The sequence below is a fragment of the Marinobacter alkalisoli genome (assembly GCF_045449855.1).
GTDB lineage: Bacteria > Pseudomonadota > Gammaproteobacteria > Pseudomonadales > Oleiphilaceae > Marinobacter.
Genome location: NZ_JBJJLC010000005.1, coordinates 152,060 through 173,815, shown reverse-complemented (window position 1 = coordinate 173,815; position 21,756 = coordinate 152,060). Strand labels below are relative to the sequence as shown.

The window sequence follows — 21,756 nt, the reverse complement described above, 5'->3', positions numbered from 1 at the left end:
CCCGGTGAACTGTGGACCCTGCCGCCGGAAAACTCAGAGGTCCTCCAGACTCCCACGGGCAACATCAGTGATTGTTGCCCAATCTTTGGAAGCAATCGCGTCACCCGGGGTCAGCCAGCTTCCACCGACTGCCTGGACGTTGCCCAGGGCCAGGTAATCCCTGGCGGTGTCGCGTCGGATACCGCCTGTCGGGCAGAAGGTGACGTCCGGGAATGGGCCGCTGAAGGCTTTCAGGGCTGGAATGCCACCGGCGACTTCCGCCGGGAAGAATTTGAATTCCCGATAGCCGAGGTTATACCCCACCATCAGTTCGGAGATGGTGGAGATTCCCGGCAACAGCGGGGCTTCGGAAGTCAGGCCGAACTCCAGGATGGCTTCGGTAACGCCTGGGGTGATCACAAACTGGGCACCGGCCGCCTCTACCTGACGGTATTGGGCGATGCTGGTAACGGTTCCGGCGCCAACCCAGGCGTCAGGAATGGCTTTGCGGACCCGCTCTATGGCTTTGACGCCGTGCTCGGTGCGCAGGGTAATTTCCAGTACGTTGATGCCGCCGTCCACCAATGCCTGGCACAGGGGCACCGCGTCATCAAGATCGTGAATGGCGATCACCGGGACCAGAGGTGAAGACTCCAGCACGGCCCTGACTCGCTCACGGTGGAAATCGGATAGTTGATTCATGGGTCTACTCCATATTGAAATTCGGGGGCGGGCTCAGGGGCTCCAGAACACTTGCAAACCGGGCTTCAGGAAGCCGCGAATGGGCATGGCCATGACGTCATCCGGGGTGTCCAGCGCTTTCTTCAGGGTATCCAGCTTATCCGTGCCTTTGAGATGTAAGGCGATAAACCGGGCATCGCGCAGGGCCGGCCAGGTCAGGGTGATTCGTTTTTGCGGTTGCGACGGTGGCGTCATGGCGGCAACGATATCCCGGCATTCCGGGTCCATTGCGTGGGGCAGTTCTGCTGCATCCGGGAACAGGGAGGCGGTATGACCATCGTTACCCATGCCCAGAATCACCACATCCAGCGGCAGTGACAACCCGGCGAGTTCGGCTTTGACGGCGTCCAGCCCCTCTGCCGGCGTTGCACCGGACTGCTTCAGGGACAGGAAACGGGCCGCGGCGGCATTGTTCTGCAGCAGGACTTCCTTCACCAATCGGGTGTTGCTGGCCGGATCGGTTTCCTCAACCCAGCGCTCATCCGCCAGCAAGACATCCACCCGCCCCCAATCCAGCTCCTTGCGGGACAAGGCTGTGAAAAACGGCATGGGCGTTGATCCGCCGGACACCACCAGGGACGCTCGCTCGGCCTCCGCCAGACGTTTCTTGAGGAAACCCGACACCGTCTCTGCCAGCTCAAGGGCTACTTGTTCCGGTGTTTCTCCAAACCGGGGCTCAACACCCCGGGGGAACTGAATATCAGGCGTCTTCATACCAGCTCCTTCCATCCCTGGTGATCATGGCGATGGAAGCAACCGGCCCCCAGGTGCCTGCCGCGTACCGCTTGGGTGGTTCGCCACTGTCATTCCAGTTGCCAATCACGCGGTCGACCCAACGCCAGGCATGCTCGACTTCATCACGGCGAACAAACAGGTACTGGTTCCCCTTCATCACCTCCCACAACAGGCGCTCATAGGCATCCGGAATGCGATCGGTATGGAAGGTTTCAGAGAAGGTCAGCTCCAGCGGCCCCTGACGCAGCCTCATGCCTTTGTCCAGGCCCTGGTCCTTGGTCAGGATTTTCAGGGACATGCCTTCATCCGGCTGCAGGCGAATAATCAGCTTGTTGTTCGCCAGGTGCTTCTGATCCGGATCGAAGATGTAGTGAGGGGCCGGCTTGAAGTGAATAATGATCTGCGAAAGCTTTTCCGGCAGGCGCTTACCAGTCCGAATATAGAAAGGCACGCCGGACCAGCGCCAGTTTTCGATCTCCGCCTTCAGCGCCACGAAGGTTTCCGTGGAGCTGCCCTTGTTGGCGCCCTCTTCCTCAAGGTATCCGGGCACCGGTTGGCCATTGCTGGTGCCTGCGGTGTACTGACCGCGCACCACATGGCTATCCATCAACTCAGGCGTGATTTCTCTCAACGCCTTGAGCACTTTGACCTTTTCATCACGAATGCTGTCCGCGGAAAGGTCCGATGGCGGGTCCATGGCAATCAGGCAGAGCAGCTGCAGCAGGTGATTCTGGATCATGTCCCGAATCTGGCCAGCCTTGTCGAAGTAGCCCCAGCGGCCCTCAATGCCAACGCTCTCGGCCACCGTGATCTCAACATGGGAAATGTGGTTCTGATCCCACTGGGAGGCGAACAGGTTGTTGGCGAACCTCAGTGCAATCAGGTTCTGGACCGTTTCCTTGCCCAGGTAATGGTCAATGCGGAACAGTTGATCTTCACGGTAAACCTCACCCAGCTCATCGTTGATAACCTTGGATGACGCCAGGTCGTGACCGATCGGTTTCTCGACCACTACGCGGGTTTGATCCGTGCAGCAGTTGGCACTTCTCAGGTTGCGCGCGATGACACCGTACATAGAAGGTGGCGTCGCCATATATACAATGAGATTACTTTCAGGTGTCCCGCGCCACTCGTTCAGTGCGTCATACCCATCCGGATCGGTAAAGTCCAGGTACAGGTAGTCCACCCGTTGCAGGAAGGATTCGACCAGGGCTTCGTCAAATTCGTGGGGTTTTACATGTTCCCTGAGCTTGTCCTGGAGCAACTTTCGGGCGCCTGGCGTATCGACCTTATCTCGGGCGATCGCCAGAATCCGACTCCCCGAATCCAGCAGACCTGAGCGCTCCAGCTGATACAGTGCGGGAAAAAGCTTACGCTGCGCCAGATCACCCAGCGCTCCAAACATCATCAGGTCACAACGGGTACTGTTGTTATCGGCCATTGGTTCCGTCTCTCATTCCAAACCACAATGTAGTAATATTAAACAAATAATGACATCGAAATCCGGTCATTCCAAGAAAAAAATCCATATTTTGATATTTTTACTACCGCATAATCGCGGAAAACACGGTATAATCAGCCCAAAATATCACCACGAACGCCGATGATTCAGGGAGTACCCTTTAATGGCTGCGAACCAGGCGAACCGCGACGATAATCTGATTGAAGACATCCAGGCCCGGCTGGACAGTCTAAACAAGTCCGAACGCAAGGTGGCCGAGGCCATCCTACGCGATCCCACCGCCGCAACCCGCTACAGCATTGCCGCGCTTGCCCGAGCAGCCGATGTCAGCGAGCCCACCGTTAACCGGTTCTGCCGTGGCTTCTCCGCAACCGGCTTTCCGGACTTCAAGATCCGGCTGGCCCAGAGCATTGCCACCGGCACCCCCTACATCGGCCAGAATGTCGAACCGGACGACACCGTGGCCGAGTTTGCGGACAAGATCGTGCTGACCACCATCGCGAGCCTCGACAAGGCGCGCCAGGCGCTGGATCCCAAAGCCCTGGCAACTGCGATTGATTACCTGATCCAGGCGAAACAGATCAACTTCTTCGGCATGGGTGGCTCCGCCCCCGTAGCCCTGGACGCCCAGCACAAGTTTTTCCGCTTCAACATCCCCGTCATGTCCTATGACGATGCACTCATGCAACGCATGGTCGCTGCCGGTTCCGCTACCGGTGATGTGATCGTAATGATCTCCTACACTGGCCGCACCAAAGAAACCGTGGACATTGCACGGATCGCCAGGGCCAACGGGGCAACCGTTATCGGCATCACCAATCCGGACTCTCCCCTCGGCGAGGTTTGCACCGTCGTACTGGAGGTAACCGCCCCGGAAGACACCGAGGTTTACATGCCGATGTCCTCGAGGATCATTCATCTGACCGTGATCGACATCCTCGCAACCGGCGTCACACTCAAACGCGGTGCGGACTTTCTTGGCCACCTGAAGAAAATCAAGGAAAGCCTGAAGCCAACACGTTTCCCATCCGAGTGACCCTGCCAATAAGGTAGCAGAGCGATTGGTTGAGGGGCTCATCCTTCTACGCCCCTCCTCCCCCTGAAAACTACCCCCCCTTTTTCTCCGGTATGGAGGATGTACCCCCCGCTATGTTGCAGGACTATGAAATCCGGTTTCCCAATGTCCGATTGGCAGAAGCTGCAATCGAGGGAACCGGAAGTCAGATCCGGACACGGCAGCTCACAACATGCGTCAACCGGAGATTCCGCTTCCCTGACATTCAAAAAAGACAAAAAGCACAGGACCCTATGATGCAAAACAATAAGCGCTTCCTTGCACAAAAACTCCCCCTGGCTGCGGCAGTGACGGCAGCCATCATGGCGACACCCGCCGTAGCGGTGGATTTTCACGGCTATGCACGGGCCGGCGGCTCTACCAACCTCGGCAGCGGCGGTGAACAGACCTGCTTCGGCAACGGCGCTACAGGCCATTATGTCGGACGTCTGGCCGATGAGTGCGACACCTATGCAGAAATCAGCCTGGGCGACGAGCTATACAACGAGGACGGCCGATCGTTCCGGTTCGAGTCCATGGTGTCGTATGGCGCGAGCGACCAGGGCAATGACTTTCAGAGCTTTTCAAGAAACGACGTTGGTGGGGGCTATGACGGCGGTGACATCGCCTTGCGCCAGCTCTACATCGCCGGTGATAACGTCATTGAATCCCTGCCCGGCTCTACCCTTTGGGCGGGCAAACGTTTCTACCAGCGATTGGATGTCCACCACCTGGATCTGTACTACCTGAACAACTCCGGTTACGGCGCCGGCGTTGAAAACATTTCCGCCGGGCCCGGCAAACTGTCCGTAGCGTACGTCAATCACGACAATCCCGACGGCGACACTGCCGAGATCGTACAGAACAACAAGTTCGATCTTCGATATGCCCTCCCGCTGGGCGACAGCACCCTCACGCTGGCCGGCGTTTACGCCATGGCGGACCTGTCCGAACAGCAGGAAGATCTTGGCATTGAAGACGAGAACGGCTACCACTTCCTCGCCGAACTCGCATCAGGCTTCATGGGCGGCTTCAACAAATTCGTTGTCCAGTATGGCGCCGACTCCATGGGCTTTACCGGCTTTGAAGCCGGCGGTCCCGGCCGTGTCGACAACGGCAACGTGGCAGGCTATCTGGAAAGCAGCTGGCGCATTCTGGACCACGGCGTGGTCAAGCTGGGTGATAAGTGGGAAATGGGTTACTCCGCCCTATACCAGCAAGGCAAGCCCTTTGACTCCGCTCAGGATGATGCCGAACGCATCAGCGTGGTGGTTCGCCCGACCTATAACTGGAGCCCGATCAGCAGCACCGCGATCGAAGTAGGCTACGACGACGTCACTTTCAACGGCGTGGATGCTGAATCCCAGGATCTGCAGAAAATTGCCATCGCCCAGCAGTGGCAGGCAGGCCCCGGTTACTGGGCTCGCCCGGTCATCCGCACCTATGCAGCCGCCTTCTTCGGCGATCAGGCTGAAGGCGCGCGCGGTGGCGAGGGTATCGACGGTGATATCCAGATCGGCGCTCAGATCGAAGCCTGGTGGTAAAGCTCTAAACTCCACACACTCTCTCGTTGGACCTCCTTGGGCCGGCTTATCAGCCGGCCCTTTTTTGTGGGCATCTGCCCGTCCCTTCCTACTCCCCATACCCCGCGTAAGCTACGCCTCCAAAAGTCTGCTTCCGAAGGATGTGCCCTGCCCGGGTTCACGCAACCATGAAACCGTGACGTTTGCGCTCTGGCGTTGTCGGTGCGCATGGCACATTTCAAACAAAAACAATGGAAAAAGGATACTCGTTATGCCTGACCATAAACTGGTTGCAGGCGGCTGGGCCCTGGTGCTTTCACTGGCCCTGGTCGGCTGCAACAACGATAGCAGCAACTCTTCTCCCGATTCCGGCGATAGCGAAGGCGGAAACTCAACTGCCCTGCTGGAACCCGGTGAGAACGAAGCAATTCTCTACTACAAACGTCCTGAAGGTGATTACAGCGGCTGGGGTCTGCATCTGTGGAACGACGCCGCGTCCGGCTGTGACGGCCTGGCCGATGAGGTGCCAACGGAATGGAGCGACCCGCACACCTATAGCGGCGTCAATGACACTTACGGTGCCTACTACATCATCCCCATGCGCGATGGCGGAGACTGCATCAACTTCATCATGCACAAGGGTGATGAAAAGGATCTGGGTGATGACAACAAGCGCTGGCACTTTGATGCCCTGGGAAACCGCATCTTTACGCTCAGTGGCAGTGAGTTGTTATCCCCCGACCCAATTGAAGCCGAGGGACTGACCATCGATGGCGCCAGGGCACACTGGCTGGATGCCAACACCCTGGTGTTTGCGGACACCGGTAACGCAGCCCGGGTAGAGCTCCGTTACGATGCCAGCGCGGGTATCACCGTCGATGATGCCGACAAGACCCTTCAAAACGGAACCGCCATCCAACTGAGCGCCACAACCCTGTCGCCCGAGCTGGAACAGGCCTTCCCCCACCTGGCAGGCTGGCCTGCCTATTCCGTGGATACGGATGCGCAAACCCGGACGGAGGCCCTGCGCAGCCAACTGGTAGCCGGCGCCTATAACAGTGACGATGAACTGGTATCAGCCACGCGCCTGCAAATCCCCGGTGTACTGGATGATCTGTATGCCTACGATGGCACCCTGGGCGCGACGGTTAACGGCGCCGACACAGACTTTGCCGTGTGGGCGCCAACGGCACAAAGCATGCGTCTGCACGTATTCAGCGCCGATGGCAGCATGGTTAGTGGTTATCCTGTCGACATGACACGCAACAATGGTGTCTGGGAGCACACCGGCAACACCGCGGATGTTGATCGCAAGTTCTACCAGTACGAGGTGACGGTATACCATCCGCGCACCGATGCCATCGAAACCACGATGACCTCGGACCCTTACGCTCTCAGCCTGTCAGAAAATGGCGTGTATGCGCAGGTGGTCGAGCTGGATGACAGCGATCTGAAACCGGCCAACTGGGACAGCCTGAGCACACCGCCCGTGCTCGCCCCGGAAGACGTCGTGGTGTACGAAACCCATATTCGGGATTTCAGTGCCACGGATGAAACGGTGGCCGCAGCCAACCGTGGCAAGTACGCGGCGTTCACGGAAACCGCCAGCGATGGCATTGCCCACCTGGAAGCCATGGCGAACGCCGGCATCACCCACCTCCACCTGTTGCCGGCGTTTGATATCGCCACGGTCAACGAAGACCCGGCGGAGGTCGTCAACCTGGACGACGATTTCAGCAAGCTTTGCGAGCTGTCGGATGAGGCAGCGGATAACTACGCCGGCCACTGCAACAGCGGCAACACCGTCCGCACGGTACTGGAGTCATTCGACCCGACAACCGGTGATGCCCAGGCGCTGTACGGAACGTTTCGTGGCCTGGACAGCTTCAACTGGGGCTACGACCCGGTTCATTACACTGTTCCGGAGGGCAGCTATGCCTCCGATGCCGACGGCGTAACCCGGATTCTGGAGTTCCGCCAGATGGTACAGGCGGCGGCCGGGCTTGGCCTGAATGTGGTGCTGGACGTGGTTTACAACCACACCAATGCGTCCGGACTGGCCGAAAAGTCGGTCCTGGACAAGCTGGTGCCCGGCTACTACCACCGCCAGAATCCCGAAACCGGGGTGGTTGAGCAGTCCACCTGCTGTGAAAATACCGCATCCGAGCACCGGATGATGGAAAAACTGATGATCGACTCCCTGGTGACCTGGACTTCCGAGTACAGCATCTCAGGTTTCCGATTCGACCTGATGGGCCACCACATGTTGTCCAATATGGAGAAAGCGCTGAATGCAGTGAAAGCGGTTGATCCGGATACCTACTTCTACGGCGAGGCCTGGAACTTTGGCGAGGTGGCTAATAACGCTCGCGGCGTTAATGCCATCCAGCCCAACATGGCGGGTACCGGTATCGGCTCATTCAATGATCGATTGCGTGATGCCGTGCGTGGAGGCGGCCCGTTCGACGGCGGTGATGCCCTGCGAGCCAATCAGGGCTTTGGCAACGGCCTGTTCAGCATTCCCAACGACCGCAACAGCGGCAGCGACGCGGAGAAGGAGCGTCTGCTGCAGATCAGCGACTGGATTCGTATCGGCATTGCCGGCAGCCTGAGGGACTACGCCCTGGTAACGGCGGACGGGTCCACCAGAACTGGCGCGGAGATTGACTACAACGGCCAGAACGCCGGTTACACCGCCGACCCTCAGGAAATCATCAACTACGTGTCCAAGCACGACAACCAGACACTCTGGGACAACAACCAGTACAAGGCCGATTTTGCCACCACACGCCAGGAGCGCGCCCAGATGCAGGTGGTCGGTCTGTCAGTGCCCATTCTCAGCCAGGGTATTCCGTTCATCCATATGGGCTCGGAGCTGCTGCGCTCCAAATCCATGGAGCGGGACAGCTACGATTCCGGAGACTGGTTCAACGAGGTGGACTTCAGCTACCAGGAAACCGCCTGGAATCGCGGCCTGCCCCGGCAGGACAAGGACGGCGCCAACTGGGAACTGATTACCGAGATCATCGGCCAGTTTACAACCGCCCCCACACCGGGCGAGATCAGCTACACTCGCGAACAGGTAGAGAAACTGCTGTCGGTGCGCAGCCAGAGCGAGCTGTTCCGGCTGCAAACGGCTGAACAGGTCAGCGAGCGCCTGAGCTTCCACAACACCGGGGCTGATCAGCTACCCGGCGTGATCCTGTTCAGCCTGGACGACGGCCCGGATAACGGGCTGGCAGACCTGGACAGCGATGTCGACCAGATTGTGGTGGCTATCAACGGCACCGGAACAGAGCAATCCCTGGACACCGGCCTGAGTGGCACCTTCACAGTCATGGCTGACACGTCACCGACGGCAAGCGCTGCGGCAGCGAGCGGCACCTTCACTGTGCCCGGGCTGTCCGTCGCCGTATTCAGCAGATAGTTCCACTAACAAGGCACCCGTTGACGGGTGCCTTTTTCATTTACTGGCGCTCGACTTCAGCGCTCTCCCGGAGGTATTGCTGATAAGCCCGGTATTCTCGCTGGCCTTCCAGTGACGCCAGGAAGTTACGAAGCTGGCTGAACTCCTCCCCTTCCCGGCTCGCGTCCCCTTCATTCACCGCCTCAAGGGCAATAATGGCGATGCCGTCATCCGACAGGACCGAGCCAAAGACCGCTTGGTCGCCTTCCGGACGCTCGAGAGAAAAGACTCCGGACATGATCGCGCCCCCAAGAATGGGGTTGTTTCGTGGCTGATCTTCATAAGACTGCCAGTCACCAACACCCATCTCTTCCGGCTCCTTGCCAGACTCCAGCTCGGCAATCAGGGTATCCGCACGCTCTCTCAGTGCTTCCCGGGTCTTCTGCTCCAGCAGTGCCATACGAATCTCGTCACGCACGGCTTCCAGTGGTTGCTCCTCGGCTTCGTAATAAGTCTTCACACGGGCAACCACCGACACATTGTCACCAACACCAATCAGTTCGGTGTTGAAACGATCCTTCAGGACATCGTCGGAAAACAGTTGGCGAACCAGGCCGGCGTGGTCAAAGGGCGCGTCGCCGCCATCCCGGGTCACACCGTCCGTTTCGCGGATCTCCAGCCCCAGCTCCTGCGCCGGCGCGTTGAGATCGTCGGCCGCATAGGCGGAGTCGGCCAGCTGGGTGCGGACCTCGGCAAAGCGATCCTGGGCCTGGCTCTGTGCCAGCTCACGGCGCAACTCAGCTTCCATTTCCTCAAGTGGCGGCACCTCGGAGCTACGAACATCCAGCAGCTTGATCAGGTGCACCCCGAAGCTGGTTTCCACCGGCTCTGAGATCTCCCCCTTTTCCAGGGCAAACAGCGCTTCCTCAAAGGCCTCGTCATAAATGCCGCGTTCCGCAAAACCCAGATCGCCACCCTGTTCCGCCGACAGGGTGTCAACAGAGAACTCTTCGGCCAGATCGGCAAAGTCTTCGCCGGACTCCAGGCGCTCCTGAACCTCAGACATCGTCTCAGACGCGCTCTCGCCGTCCTCAATCAGGATATGAGCTGCGCGACGCTCCTCGCTTGCCAGTTCCGATGCCTGTTGCTTGTAGTAGGCCTCAAGGTCCTCGTCGCTGACCTCAACGGTTTCTGCCAGGGCTTCCAGGGAAAGTGCGATGTATTCAGCGTCCACCCGCTCCGGCAGGCGATATTGATCGATATTGTCCTGGTAATAGGCTTCGATCTCGGCATCGCTCACTTCAACGCCGTCACGAACGGTCTCGGCAGACACCGTCAGCATCCGGAAATCACGGGTCTGATTCTGAATACGCAGCAACTGCGCAACATTTTCATCGGTTACCACCCCGCTCTGGGCGATCCCGGCACGAATCTGGTTGACCACGTACTGCTTGCGCATGGCTTCACGAAACTCACCCACGCCCATGCCCATATTGCGAACGGCAGCCACGAAACGGTCACGATTGAACGTGCCATCGACCTGGAACTGCGGCATCTGGGTAATCAGGGAATCAATGTCCTCGTCCGACAGCGCCAGCCCCTGGGCATTGGCGTCCTGAATCAGCACTTGCTGCTGAATCAGCGACTCGAGCACATCGCGGCGAATCCGGTCTTCATCAAGCAGGGAAGGATCGGGATTCTCCATCTCGGACAGACGACGCTGACCTTCCATTTGCACAACACGCAGGAACTCGCGCTCGGTGATGTCTTCTCCGTTTACGGTAGCCACTTCGGGCTCGCCGGAAAATCCACCAACGATTGCATCCATCCCCCAGATGGAGAGTGAAACGATCAAAAGACCGATGATGATTTTGGCAATGGTGCCCTGGGCATTTTCCCGAATATCTTGAAGCATGTTTCTCCCGGATCCCTGATCAAAGTCGAGCTGATTCTTGTCGTGAGATGACGAAATTTAAGAGGCTTAACGTAAAAAGGCGCATCCTGTCCGGAATGCGCCTTGAATTCATCTGGAGCTGGCTGGCGTCGGAGTTGACCCCGGGCCAACCGCTCCGGCAGCACCCGCATGACCGGCGCCGCCAGAGAAAGAACCGTTTACTTAACGGAGTCTTTCAGGGCCTTACCTGCCTTGAACCCAGGCACTTTGGAGGCCGGAATCTTGATCTCGGCACCAGTCTGCGGGTTGCGACCGGTACGGGCAGCACGCTCTTTAACGGAGAAGGTACCAAAACCGATCAGAGTTACCTGATCGCCTTTTTTCAGGGCACCGGTGATGGAGTTGGTCATTGCGTCCAGAGCACGGCCAGCGGCGGCTTTGGAGATATCTGCGGACTCTGCAATTGCATCGATTAGTTCGGACTTGTTCACACTAAACCCCTTCGATTTCAGGTTGAAGATGTTATAGGTTGGTTTGTTTTTTCTCGGACGTTCTCGACTATCGCATAAGCGGTCAGAGAATTCCATTCTTCAGTTTTCTTATTCCTTTCGGTTGTTAACCGGTGTTCGGAATAGGCACTTACTGCGCGGGAGCCCTTGGTATTGGCTGCTTCACGGCGAAACAGTTATACCAATGGGCTCTCCGGCGTGTCAACAACTCATCAAGGGTTTAATGTGTATTTATGCGCTCAGCGGTATCGGAATCATCGTCCCGCGGTTTCCCGGATCCGGTTTCGGGGGACGAATCCGCAGCTCTCGCCTCAGGCGAATAAGCCAACGCGACATCCAGAACCTCGTCAATCCATTTCGCCGGAATAATCTCCAGTGATTCCTTGATATTGTCCGGTATCTCTTTGAGATCACGAACATTTTCATCCGGGATAACCACTGTCTTGATACCACCCCGATGGGCCGCAAGCAGCTTCTCCTTGAGGCCGCCAATGGGCAGGACGCGACCACGCAGGGTGATTTCACCCGTCATCGCAACATCGGCACGCACCGGGATTTTGGTGAGTGAAGAAACCAGTGCTGTACACATGCCAATACCGGCGCTGGGGCCATCTTTTGGTGTTGCGCCCTCGGGAACGTGCACGTGCAAATCGTGCTTTTCGTGAAAATCATCCGCGATTCCCAGTCCGGGTGCCCGGCTTCTGACCACCGTCAGCGCCGTCTGGATGGACTCCTGCATGACGTCACCCAGGGAACCGGTTTTCACCACGCGCCCCTTACCCTTGGTGAGGGCGCACTCAATAGTCAGCAATTCACCGCCAACCTGAGTCCACGCCAGGCCGGTCACCTGACCGATCTGATTGGTTTCTTCCGCCAGCCCGTACTTGAATCGTTTGACACCGGAATAGTCTTCCAACACCTCCGGAGAGAGCGTCACAGAGGCCTTCTCGCCACTTTCAACGTGTTCACGCACAACCTTGCGGCAGATCTTCGCAATCTCACGCTCCAGGCCACGCACACCGGCTTCCCGGGTGTAATAGCGGATCAGGTCCCGCAGGGTCTCCTCGGGAATCGTGAGCTCATCCTTGCGCAGACCGTTGGCCTTGACCTGCTTGGGCAGCAGGTAGCGCAGGGCGATATTGACCTTTTCGTCTTCGGTGTAACCCGGGATGCGAATGATCTCCATGCGATCCAGCAGCGCGGACGGAATATCCATGGAGTTGGACGTACACACGAACATGACATCCGAGAGGTCGTAGTCCACTTCCAGGTAATGATCGTTAAAGGTGTGGTTCTGCTCCGGGTCCAGCACCTCCAGCAGTGCCGACGCGGGATCGCCGCGATGGTCCATACCCATCTTGTCGATCTCATCGAACAGGAACAGTGGGTTTTTTACCCCGACCTTGGACAGCTTCTGGAGCAACTTGCCAGGCAAAGCGCCAATGTAGGTCTTGCGGTGACCGCGGATTTCCGCCTCGTCACGCACACCACCCAGCGCCATGCGGGTGTACTTGCGATTGGTCGCACGGGCAATGGACTGGCCCAGCGAGGTTTTACCCACACCGGGAGGGCCAACCAGGCACAGCACGGGTCCCTTCACCTTCTTCACACGGCTTTGTACCGCCAGGTATTCCAGAATGCGCTTCTTCACCTCATCCAGACCGTAGTGGTCCCTGTCGAGGATCTCGCGGGCCTTCTCGATATCATGACGGACGCGGCTGCGTTTCTTCCAGGGCACGGCCAGCATCCAGTCGATGTAACCGCGCACCACCGTGGCCTCGGCCGACATCGGTGACATCATCTTCAGCTTGTTCAACTCGACTTCCGTCTTCTTGCGGGCCTCTTCTGGCAGGCCAGCTTCCTCAAGCTTCTGCTCAAGCTCTTCGAAGTCGTTGTTACCCTCGCCCAGGTTACCCATTTCCTTCTGGATAGCCTTCATTTGCTCGTTGAGGTAATACTCGCGCTGGCTACGCTCCATCTGCTTTTTGACGCGGCCACGGATACGCTTTTCAACCTCGATCAGGTCGATCTCGCCGTCCAGTTTGCCCAGCAGCAGGTCAACGCGCTTGCGCACATCCAGCGCTTCCAGCAGCTCCTGTTTTTCCGGGATGCGCATTTCCAGGTGAGCCGCCATGGTATCTGCCAGGCGCTCGACATCGGTGATCCCGGTCAACGCGTTGGAGACCTCGGAAGGCACCTTCTTGGACAGTTTGACGTACTTTTCAAACTCATCCATCAGGGTTTTGACCAGAACGTCTTCTTCACGCTCCGGCAGCGTATCTTCATCCATCATGAGCGCTTTGCCGGACAGGTAATCACCCTCGACGATACCGCTCAGCGTGGCGCGGGCATTGCCTTCAACCAGGACTTTCACCGTCCCGTCCGGAAGGCGCAGCATCTGTAACACAGTCGCCAGCGTGCCCATATCGAACACATCTTCGGGGCCCGGCTCATCGGTAGAGGCATCCCGTTGTGCGACCAGCAGGATCTCCTTGCTGCCCTCCATTGCGGCTTCCAGCGCCTGGATGGATTTTTCGCGTCCCACAAACAGCGGAACGACCATGTGCGGAAACACCACTACATCACGCAGGGGAAGCAGCGGGTATTCGTGCACAGACTCTTCAGGTATCCGGGTCATAAGGAATCCTCTGACGATGTTTCTTTCAGCATATCACCCATGATTGGGGCGTCGGCAAAAATTGCAATCTTTTTACGAAACGAAACAGGGCGGGAAAAGCGGGTTACAGAAGAATAAAAAGGGGCGAAATCGCCCCTTTTTATTGCTGACGGAACTCCAGGGACTGAATCAGTCCTCGGGAACCGCCTTGGCGTGGTCACTGCCAGCGTAGATCTTGAACGGCTCAGAATCGCCGCTGATCACGCTCTCATCGATAACCACCTTGGTGACATCATGCTCGGATGGAATCTGGTACATGGTTTCCAGCAGGGTCGCCTCCATGATGGAACGCAACCCGCGGGCACCGGTTTTCCGTACCATGGCCTTGCGGGCAACCGCCTTCAGCGCATCCTCGCGGAAATCCAGTTCCACGCCTTCCATGTCGAACAGCTTCTGATACTGCTTGGTCAGCGCATTCTTCGGCTCTGTCAGAATCTGGACCAGCGCCTCTTCATCCAGCTCGGTCAGCGTTGCCACAACCGGCAAACGGCCAACGAATTCCGGAATCAGGCCGTACTTCACCAGATCTTCCGTTTCGACATCCTTGATAATGTCGCCGGTGTTCTTGGTGTCATCCGGGCTCTTGACCGTCGCGGAGAAACCGATGCTGCTACGCTCGGAACGCTCCTGAATCACCTTGTCCAGACCAGCAAAGGCGCCACCGCAGATAAACAGCATATTGCCGGTATCCACCTGCAGGAATTCCTGCTGTGGGTGCTTCCGACCACCCTGGGGCGGCACCGAGGCAACCGTGCCTTCAATCAGCTTCAGCAGCGCCTGCTGCACGCCCTCACCGGAAACGTCCCGGGTAATGGACGGGTTGTCAGACTTGCGTGAGATCTTGTCGATCTCATCGATGTACACAATGCCGCGCTGGGCCTTGTCCACGTCATAATCGCACTTCTGCAGCAGCTTCTGGATGATGTTCTCAACGTCCTCGCCCACGTAACCGGCTTCGGTCAGCGTGGTGGCGTCCGCAATGGTGAAAGGTACGTTCAGCATGCGTGCCAGTGTCTCGGCAAGAAGGGTCTTACCGCTACCGGTCGGGCCAATCAGCAGGATATTACTCTTACCCAGCTCCACCTCAGCCTTGCCTTCGCCATAGCGCAGACGCTTGTAGTGGTTATAGACAGCAACCGAAAGCACAACCTTGGCACGATCCTGTCCGATGACATATTCATTCAGGGTATCGCGGATTTCAGCAGGTGTCGGAAGACGATCACTGGCTTCTTCCTGCGTATTCTCCTGAATTTCTTCGCGGATAATGTCATTGCACAGGTCAACGCACTCGTCGCAGATGAACACCGAGGGCCCTGCAATGAGCTTACGGACTTCATGCTGGCTCTTTCCACAAAACGAGCAGTAGAGCAACTTGCCGTTATCGTCGCCCTTGCCGTTTCTTTCATCTGCCATTGAAATACCTCTGATCTTGGTTTGCCGGCGTTACTGGCTAATACGCCGGCCAAGGATGATGCGATTACCTTCAGTATTATTTATTCGGCACGCGCTTATCAAGTATAGAATCAATCAGGCCATAGTCTTTCGCCTGTTGAGGATCCATAAAGTTGTCCCGATCGGTGTCCTTGGCAATGGTATCGAGGTCCTGCCCCGTATGGTGCGCAAGGATGGAATTCAGGGTGTGGCGGATCTTCAGGATCTCACGGGTGTGGATCTCGATATCGGTTGCCTGGCCCTGATAACCGCCCAGCGGCTGATGAATCATCACCCGGGAGTTCGGCAAACACGCACGCTTGCCCTCGGCGCCACCAGCCAACAGGAATGCACCCATGCTGGCGGCCTGCCCTACGCACAACGTGGCCACGTCCGGCTTGATAAACTGCATGGTGTCGTAGATGGACATGCCCGCAGTCACCGAACCACCGGGACTGTTGATATAAAGATGGATGTCCTTGTCCGGGTTTTCAGATTCCAGGAACAGCAACTGCGCCACGATCAGGTTGGCCATGTGGTCCTCGACCGGACCCACCATGAAGATTACCCGCTCCTTGAGCAACCGGGAGTAGATATCAAAGGAACGCTCACCGCGAGCGGTTTGCTCAATAACGATCGGAACCAGGCCGGAACTGGTTACCATTGCGGGACCATCAATAGGTTTTTGCGTCATGATGCGCCTGAACTCCTTCTGGACAATGAGATCGTGGCCTCTGGCCACTGCGTTATCAGTGTTCTACACCCTATACTCTGCCAGCACCGGGCCAAGATGAAAACAGCCGGACATGCCGGCTGTTTTCCTATTTCGGCCAACAGGACCCCCAATTCAGGGTCCCGAAGCAGTCAGCCCTGCTGAGGCTGACCCGCCTGAACGGCTTCTTCGTACTTGACCTTCTTTTCCTTGACCTTGGCCTGCTCGAGCACATGGTCCACAACCAGATCTTCCAGTACGGAAGACTCGATCTGGGACTTCTGCTCGGGGTTGCTGTTGAAATGGGCAACCACTTCCTCCGGCTGCTCGTACGTTGACGCGATTTCCTGAATCTTTTCGTCAACCTTGGCCGGATCGGCTTTCAGGTCGTTCTTCTTGACCACTTCCTGGAACAGCAGGCCGGTCTTCACGCGACGCTTGGCCTGCTCTTCAAAGATTTCCTTGGGCAGCTGCTGGAAATCAACCTGGCCACCGAAACGCTGAACCGCGTCCTGGCGCAGGCGATCGATTTCCTGGTCCACCAGGGCAGCCGGAATGTCCAGCTCGGTGGTTTCCAGAAGGCCATCGACCACGTCGTTCTTGACCTTGTTTGAAACAGCCTGCTTGAGCTCACGCTCCATGTTCTTCTTCACTTCCTCACGGAAAGTGGCTTCGTCTTCGGCCTCAATGCCGAACTTCTTGAAGAATTCTTCATTCAGTTCCGGCAGCTGCGGCTCTTCAACTTTGTGAATCTTGATTTCAAACTTGGCCGGCTTACCCGCCAGATCTTCATTCTGGTAGTCCTCCGGGAAGGTTACCTCGATTTCCAGGTCTTCACCGGTCTTGCCGCCGACAATGCCCTTCTCGAAACCGGGGATCATCTGGCCGGAACCCAGGGTCAGACGGTGCCCTTCAGCCGCACCACCTTCGAATTCCTCACCATCGATGAAGCCTTTGAAGTCGATGGTCACAATGTCCTTGTTCTTGGACTTGCGCTTGACTTCCTTCATGGTGGCCTGCTGACGACGCAGGTTATCGATCATGTTGTCGATATCCTTGTCGGCAATTTCGGCGGTCAGCTTCTCAACGGAGATCTTGCTCAGATCGCCCAGCTCGATTTCCGGCAGCACTTCAAACGTGGCAACGAATTCCAGATCCTTGCCCTCTTCCATCACGGTCGGCTCAAGGTTCGGCCAGCCCGCCGGATTGATGTCCTGCTCCTGCAGTGCCTTGATGTAGGTATCACGCATAACCTCGCCAACGACTTCCTGGCGGACACTGGCACCGAAACGACGCTTGACCACGCTCATGGGCACCTTACCCGGACGAAAACCGTTCAGGCGTACAGTACGGGCAGTTTCCTGCAGGCGTTTCTGAACCGCCTGATCAATTTCCTGGGCGGGCACACCAATCGTCATGCGACGCTCGATGTTGGAGGTCGTTTCAACAGACACTTGCATGGAAGATCCTCAAATTACAGGTTCAGTATGTGAATGAAATTAAACCTAAAAGTCCGTCCCCGGGCAGTTTCCCGCAAAAGGACCGAAAATTAAAAGCCGGTAGTTTATCACGGTTTGCCCCGCCGAGAGAATCACCTGTCACAGGCACTTTCAGCAGTTGCATCGACATTCTGGCTTTGTAACGACAAAGGTGGGGACGAAAAACAAAAAAGAAAGGGGGGGTGGTGCGAGAGGAGAGACTCGAACTCTCACGGGTTGCCCCACTGGAACCTAAATCCAGCGCGTCTACCAGTTCCGCCACTCTCGCACAACAGAATGCAGAATTACCGATGACCACTGTCATCATGAAACTCAACAAACGCGGAAATCAAGTCTGAAAGAAAAGTGGGGTGGACGAAGGGGTTCGAACCCTCGACCGCAGGAGTCACAATCCTGAGCTCTACCAACTGAGCTACGTCCACCACATTGGAGCATGCCTTTCGGCACTCACATCTTCACATCAACTTTGCTGGTTCGGCGACCCCGGTGCGGACCAAGCCGACGACTTTATGGCGCGCCCGGCAGGACTCGAACCTGCGACCACCCGCTTAGAAGGCGGGTGCTCTATCCAGCTGAGCTACGGGCGCTTGACCGTTCGCCCACCTGAATATCCAGAAAAGTGGTCGGGGTAGAGAGATTCGAACTCCCGACATCCTGCTCCCAAAGCAGGCGCGCTACCAGACTGCGCTATACCCCGTCTGAACTGAACAACAAGTGCCTCAGCAAAGTTGGCGCGCATATTACCGGCGCCGGCCCCTGCCGTCAACACGGATTTGGAAATTGATTGAAGCGGCAACGAATTAAATGACCGATGCGCCCAGAATAAGTTCCCTGCCCTCCACCTCAGGCATGTGGCCAATTGGAGTTCTGATCGAAGCATGAGACAATGCGCAGCCTTCATTTTTGCCCAACCGACAAGTACAGAGACATGAGCGCCAAACTGATCAATGGAAAAGAGATTGCCGCCAAGGTTCGCCAGCAGGTTGCCGCCGGCGTGGAAACCCGTAAACAGCAAGGGCTGAGAGTCCCGGGGCTTGCCGTAGTTCTGGTCGGCAACGACGCCGCCTCACAGGTATACGTCGGCAACAAGCGCAAGGCATGCGACGAGGCAGGCATCCTGTCGCTGTCCTATGACCTTCCGGAAGACACCTCCCAGGAGACCCTGGAGGCGCTGATAGACGAACTCAATGAGAACCCATCCGTGGACGGCATTCTTGTGCAACTGCCTCTGCCGGCCCATCTCGACGCTGACCCGATTCTGCTCAAAATCCGCCCCGACAAGGATGTGGATGGCTTTCACCCATTCAATATCGGTCGCCTGGTGCAGCGCAAACCGGCTCTACGCCCCTGCACACCGGCGGGAGTCATTACCCTGCTGGACAGCATCGACACACCTTACAAGGGCCAGCACGCGGTCATTGTCGGCGCATCCAACATTGTCGGTCGCCCCATGATCATGGAACTGCTACTGAAAGGCGCCACCACCACGATCTGCCACCGCTTCACCCCCAGCCTGGAGAAGTTTGTGGGCGAAGCCGATATCCTGATTGCCGCCGTGGGCAAGCCCGGCCTGATTAAAGGCGAATGGGTGAAACCCGGGGCCACGGTGATTGATGTGGGCATCAACCGCATGGAAGACGGCAAGTTGCGGGGTGATGTGGATTTTGAGGTCGCAGCAGAACGTGCCGCCTATATTACGCCGGTGCCCGGCGGTGTGGGGCCGATGACGATTGCGACGCTGCTGGAGAATACCCTGTACGCGGCGAATGAGCTGCATAAGGACTAAGCCTGCGGTTCTGTCGGATTACGCTTCGCTAATCCGACCTACATCTACAAGCTCCAGCCCCCCTCCCGTAGGTCGGATTAGGCGCAGCCGTAATCCGACAAAGCCCTGAAGGCTCCCCACAAAAAAGCCCCGCTCGAAAGCGGGGCTTTTTGTTGCACGGCTAAAACTTACTGGCCGTACTTGGCCTTCGCCTTCAGGCGGTAGGCATGCAGAAGCGGCTCAGTGTAGCCGTTCGGCTGCTCGCGGCCCTTCAGAACCAGATCCAACGCTGCCTGGAAGGCAATGCTGTCATCGAAGTTTCCGGCCATCGCGCGGTACGACGGGTCAGCGGCATTCTGCTTGTCGACCACGGCGGCCATGCGCTTCATGGTTTCCATGATCTGCTCTTCCGAGCAAATGCCGTGGTAAAGCCAGTTGGACAGCAACTGGGAAGCAATCCGCAGGGTAGCGCGGTCTTCCATCAGACCCACGTCATTGATGTCCGGCACCTTGGAGCAACCAACGCCGTGGTCGATCCAGCGCACAACGTAACCCAGGATGCCCTGGGCGTTGTTGTCCAGCTCCTGCTGAACATCTTCAGCAGACAGTGACTTCGGATCGTCCATGACCGGCACGGTCAGGATGTCGTCCAGGTTGGCGCGGGTGCGGCTCTCCAGCTCTTTCTGGATGTCCGCCACCGATACCTGGTGGTAATGGGTCGCGTGCAGGGTGGCAGCGGTCGGGGACGGTACCCAGGCCGTATTGGCGCCAGCTTTCGGGTGACCGATCTTGGCTTCCAGCATGCCTGCCATCAGGTCCGGCATGGCCCACATGCCCTTACCGATCTGCGCCACACCACGGAAACCGGTCTCCAGACCGATGTCCACGTTCCACTGCTCGTACGCGTTGATCCAGGTTGCCTGCTTCATTGGCCCCTTACGGATAAACGGACCCAGCTCCATAGAGGTATGAATCTCATCACCGGTACGGTCCAGGAAGCCGGTGTTGATGAATACCGCACGCTCTTTGGCTGCGTGGATACAGGCTTTCAGGTTCACCGTGGTACGACGCTCTTCGTCCATGATGCCGACTTTCAGGGTAAAGCGCGGCAGACCAAGGGCATCTTCAACACGACCGAAGAATTCGTTGGTGAACGCCACTTCTTCCGGGCCATGCATCTTCGGCTTCACAATGTACATGGAGCCGGTAGTGCTGTTCTGGAACTTGCCGTTGCCCTTCAGATCGTGAATGGCGATCAGGGACGTGATCAGGCCGTCCATCAGACCTTCCGGAATCTCGCTGCCGTCTTTCAGCAGCACCGCCGGGTTGGTCATCAGGTGACCCACGTTACGGATGAACATCAGGCTGCGACCCTTCAGGCTCAGCTCGCCGCCGTCAGGTGCAGTGTAGCCGCGATCAGCGTTCATCTTACGGGTCAGCTGTTCGCCGCCCTTCTCGAAGGTTTCCTGCAGGTCGCCCTTCATCAGGCCGAGCCAGTTGCGGTAAGCCAGGGCCTTGTCGTCCGCATCCACGGCAGCAACAGAATCTTCACAGTCCATGATGGTGGTCAGCGCGGACTCCATCAGTACGTCTTTCACGTTGGCGCCGTCGTCTTTACCAATCGGGTGGCTGGCGTCAATCTGGATTTCAAAGTGCATGCCGTTCTTGACCAGCAGCACGCCGGTCGGCGCATCAGCAGCGCCGGTGTAGCCAACAAAGCCGGCTTCGTCTTTCAGACCAGTGGTTTCGCCGTTCTGCAGCTTGACCACCAGCTTGCCAGCTTCAACCAGATACTTGGCGGCATCCTTGTGGCTGCCGGAAGCCAGCGGAGCAGAGCTGTCCAGCAGGTTGCGGGCAAACTCGATAACCTTGGCGCCGCGGACCGGGTTGTAGCCGCGGCCTTTGTCCGCACCACCCTCTTCGGAGATGGCGTCGGTGCCGTACAGCGCGTCGTACAGGCTACCCCAGCGGGCGTTGGCTGCGTTCAGGGCAAAGCGGGCGTTCATGATCGGAACCACCAGTTGCGGACCAGCCATGGTGGCGACTTCCGGATCCACATTGGAAGTGGAGATCTTGAACTCGCCCGGCTCGTCAACCAGGTAGCCGATGTCCTTCAGGAAAGATTTGTACTCGGCCATGTCCAGCTTCTGACCCTTGTGGTCGCGGTTCCAGCTGTCCATCTTTTCCTGAATGGCATCGCGTTTGGCCAGCAGTTCGCGGTTACGCGGCGCCAGCTCGTTCACGATCTTGTCGAATTCAGCCCAGAATTTGTCTGCATCAACTCCGGTTCCCGGAATCGCTTCGTTGTTCACGAAATCATACAGATTCTTCGCGACCTGAATGCCGCCGACTTGTACGCGTTCTGTCAT

General features: G+C 57.5%; 14 protein-coding genes and 4 tRNA genes. 4 read left to right on the top strand and 14 right to left on the bottom strand.

Going from position 1 to position 21,756, the window contains the following annotated elements:
* Positions 1 to 33: 33 nt before the first annotated feature.
* From ACJO5Y_RS02890 to zwf, 3 genes are read right to left on the bottom strand one after another with little or no spacing between them, the layout of a single operon-like run.
* Positions 34 to 681, bottom strand: a complete 648-nt coding sequence (locus ACJO5Y_RS02890; RefSeq protein WP_406984907.1) for a bifunctional 4-hydroxy-2-oxoglutarate aldolase/2-dehydro-3-deoxy-phosphogluconate aldolase — start codon at positions 679 to 681, stop codon at positions 34 to 36.
* Positions 682 to 714: 33 nt separating this feature from the next.
* Positions 715 to 1,434 carry a 6-phosphogluconolactonase gene (gene pgl / locus ACJO5Y_RS02885; protein WP_406984905.1) on the bottom strand — a complete coding sequence of 240 codons (720 nt, stop codon included), beginning with the start codon at positions 1,432 to 1,434 and terminating at the stop codon, positions 715 to 717.
* On the bottom strand, positions 1,421 to 2,896 hold the full coding sequence (gene zwf, locus ACJO5Y_RS02880) for a glucose-6-phosphate dehydrogenase (protein WP_406984903.1): 1,476 nt from the start codon (positions 2,894 to 2,896) through the stop codon (positions 1,421 to 1,423). The genes pgl and zwf overlap by 14 nt, the downstream gene beginning before the upstream one ends.
* Before the next feature lie 184 nt (positions 2,897 to 3,080).
* On the opposite strand from zwf, the gene ACJO5Y_RS02875 reads away from it, so the two are divergent.
* From ACJO5Y_RS02875 to pulA, 3 genes are all read left to right on the top strand, one after another.
* On the top strand, positions 3,081 to 3,953 hold the full coding sequence (locus ACJO5Y_RS02875) for a MurR/RpiR family transcriptional regulator (protein ID WP_406984901.1): 873 nt from the start codon (positions 3,081 to 3,083) through the stop codon (positions 3,951 to 3,953).
* Positions 3,954 to 4,228: 275 nt separating this feature from the next.
* Complete coding sequence (gene lamB / locus ACJO5Y_RS02870; RefSeq protein ID WP_406984900.1) at positions 4,229 to 5,515, top strand: maltoporin LamB; 1,287 nt, start codon at positions 4,229 to 4,231, stop codon at positions 5,513 to 5,515.
* 250 nt (positions 5,516 to 5,765) lie between these two features.
* Positions 5,766 to 8,921 carry a pullulanase-type alpha-1,6-glucosidase gene (gene pulA / locus ACJO5Y_RS02865; RefSeq protein WP_406984899.1) on the top strand — a complete coding sequence of 1,052 codons (3,156 nt, stop codon included), beginning with the start codon at positions 5,766 to 5,768 and terminating at the stop codon, positions 8,919 to 8,921.
* A 40-nt stretch (positions 8,922 to 8,961) separates the two neighbouring features.
* On the opposite strand, the gene ACJO5Y_RS02860 is transcribed toward pulA, so the two are convergent.
* The 10 genes from ACJO5Y_RS02860 to ACJO5Y_RS02815 form a co-directional block, all read right to left on the bottom strand.
* Entirely contained in the window at positions 8,962 to 10,815 is a 1,854-nt protein-coding gene (locus ACJO5Y_RS02860) for a SurA N-terminal domain-containing protein (protein ID WP_406984897.1), read from the bottom strand.
* Positions 10,816 to 11,012: 197 nt separating this feature from the next.
* Entirely contained in the window at positions 11,013 to 11,285 is a 273-nt protein-coding gene (hbs, locus tag ACJO5Y_RS02855; protein ID WP_012135993.1) for a non-specific DNA-binding protein Hbs, read from the bottom strand.
* Positions 11,286 to 11,523: 238 nt separating this feature from the next.
* Positions 11,524 to 13,941, bottom strand: coding sequence for an endopeptidase La (gene lon, locus ACJO5Y_RS02850; protein WP_406984894.1), 2,418 nt, complete (start codon positions 13,939 to 13,941; stop codon positions 11,524 to 11,526).
* Between the two features lie 168 nt (positions 13,942 to 14,109).
* Positions 14,110 to 15,393: an ATP-dependent Clp protease ATP-binding subunit ClpX gene (clpX, locus tag ACJO5Y_RS02845; protein ID WP_406984892.1), complete on the bottom strand. Its 1,284-nt coding sequence runs from the start codon at positions 15,391 to 15,393 to the stop codon at positions 14,110 to 14,112.
* A 76-nt stretch (positions 15,394 to 15,469) separates the two neighbouring features.
* On the bottom strand, positions 15,470 to 16,105 hold the full coding sequence (gene clpP / locus ACJO5Y_RS02840; RefSeq protein ID WP_406984890.1) for an ATP-dependent Clp endopeptidase proteolytic subunit ClpP: 636 nt from the start codon (positions 16,103 to 16,105) through the stop codon (positions 15,470 to 15,472).
* A gap of 170 nt (positions 16,106 to 16,275) precedes the next feature.
* On the bottom strand, positions 16,276 to 17,583 hold the full coding sequence (tig, locus tag ACJO5Y_RS02835; protein ID WP_406984888.1) for a trigger factor: 1,308 nt from the start codon (positions 17,581 to 17,583) through the stop codon (positions 16,276 to 16,278).
* A gap of 222 nt (positions 17,584 to 17,805) precedes the next feature.
* A tRNA-Leu gene (locus ACJO5Y_RS02830) sits at positions 17,806 to 17,890 on the bottom strand.
* 78 nt (positions 17,891 to 17,968) lie between these two features.
* Positions 17,969 to 18,044 (bottom strand) — tRNA-His (locus ACJO5Y_RS02825).
* An 88-nt stretch (positions 18,045 to 18,132) separates the two neighbouring features.
* A tRNA-Arg gene (locus ACJO5Y_RS02820) sits at positions 18,133 to 18,209 on the bottom strand.
* A gap of 33 nt (positions 18,210 to 18,242) precedes the next feature.
* A tRNA-Pro gene (locus ACJO5Y_RS02815) sits at positions 18,243 to 18,319 on the bottom strand.
* Between the two features lie 231 nt (positions 18,320 to 18,550).
* Between ACJO5Y_RS02815 and folD the strand changes: the two genes are divergently transcribed.
* Complete coding sequence (gene folD, locus ACJO5Y_RS02810; RefSeq protein WP_406984887.1) at positions 18,551 to 19,408, top strand: bifunctional methylenetetrahydrofolate dehydrogenase/methenyltetrahydrofolate cyclohydrolase FolD; 858 nt, start codon at positions 18,551 to 18,553, stop codon at positions 19,406 to 19,408.
* Positions 19,409 to 19,575: 167 nt separating this feature from the next.
* Here the strand turns inward: folD and ACJO5Y_RS02805 are convergent, their stop codons facing one another.
* Positions 19,576 to 21,756, bottom strand: a complete 2,181-nt coding sequence (locus ACJO5Y_RS02805; protein ID WP_406984886.1) for a malate synthase G — start codon at positions 21,754 to 21,756, stop codon at positions 19,576 to 19,578.

Bases quoted from the DNA above. Each gene is read 5' to 3' on its own strand.
- ACJO5Y_RS02890 (WP_406984907.1), bottom strand. From the start codon at position 681: ATGAATCAACTATCCGATTTCCACCGTGAGCGAGTCAGGGCCGTGCTG.
- pgl (WP_406984905.1), bottom strand. From the start codon at position 1,434: ATGAAGACGCCTGATATTCAGTTCCCCCGGGGTGTTGAGCCCCGGTTT.
- zwf (WP_406984903.1), bottom strand. From the start codon at position 2,896: ATGGCCGATAACAACAGTACCCGTTGTGACCTGATGATGTTTGGAGCG.
- ACJO5Y_RS02875 (WP_406984901.1), top strand. From the start codon at position 3,081: ATGGCTGCGAACCAGGCGAACCGCGACGATAATCTGATTGAAGACATC.
- lamB (WP_406984900.1), top strand. From the start codon at position 4,229: ATGCAAAACAATAAGCGCTTCCTTGCACAAAAACTCCCCCTGGCTGCG.
- pulA (WP_406984899.1), top strand. From the start codon at position 5,766: ATGCCTGACCATAAACTGGTTGCAGGCGGCTGGGCCCTGGTGCTTTCA.
- ACJO5Y_RS02860 (WP_406984897.1), bottom strand. From the start codon at position 10,815: ATGCTTCAAGATATTCGGGAAAATGCCCAGGGCACCATTGCCAAAATC.
- lon (WP_406984894.1), bottom strand. From the start codon at position 13,941: ATGACCCGGATACCTGAAGAGTCTGTGCACGAATACCCGCTGCTTCCC.
- clpX (WP_406984892.1), bottom strand. From the start codon at position 15,393: ATGGCAGATGAAAGAAACGGCAAGGGCGACGATAACGGCAAGTTGCTC.
- clpP (WP_406984890.1), bottom strand. From the start codon at position 16,105: ATGACGCAAAAACCTATTGATGGTCCCGCAATGGTAACCAGTTCCGGC.
- tig (WP_406984888.1), bottom strand. From the start codon at position 17,583: ATGCAAGTGTCTGTTGAAACGACCTCCAACATCGAGCGTCGCATGACG.
- folD (WP_406984887.1), top strand. From the start codon at position 18,551: ATGAGCGCCAAACTGATCAATGGAAAAGAGATTGCCGCCAAGGTTCGC.
- ACJO5Y_RS02805 (WP_406984886.1), bottom strand. From the start codon at position 21,756: ATGACAGAACGCGTACAAGTCGGCGGCATTCAGGTCGCGAAGAATCTG.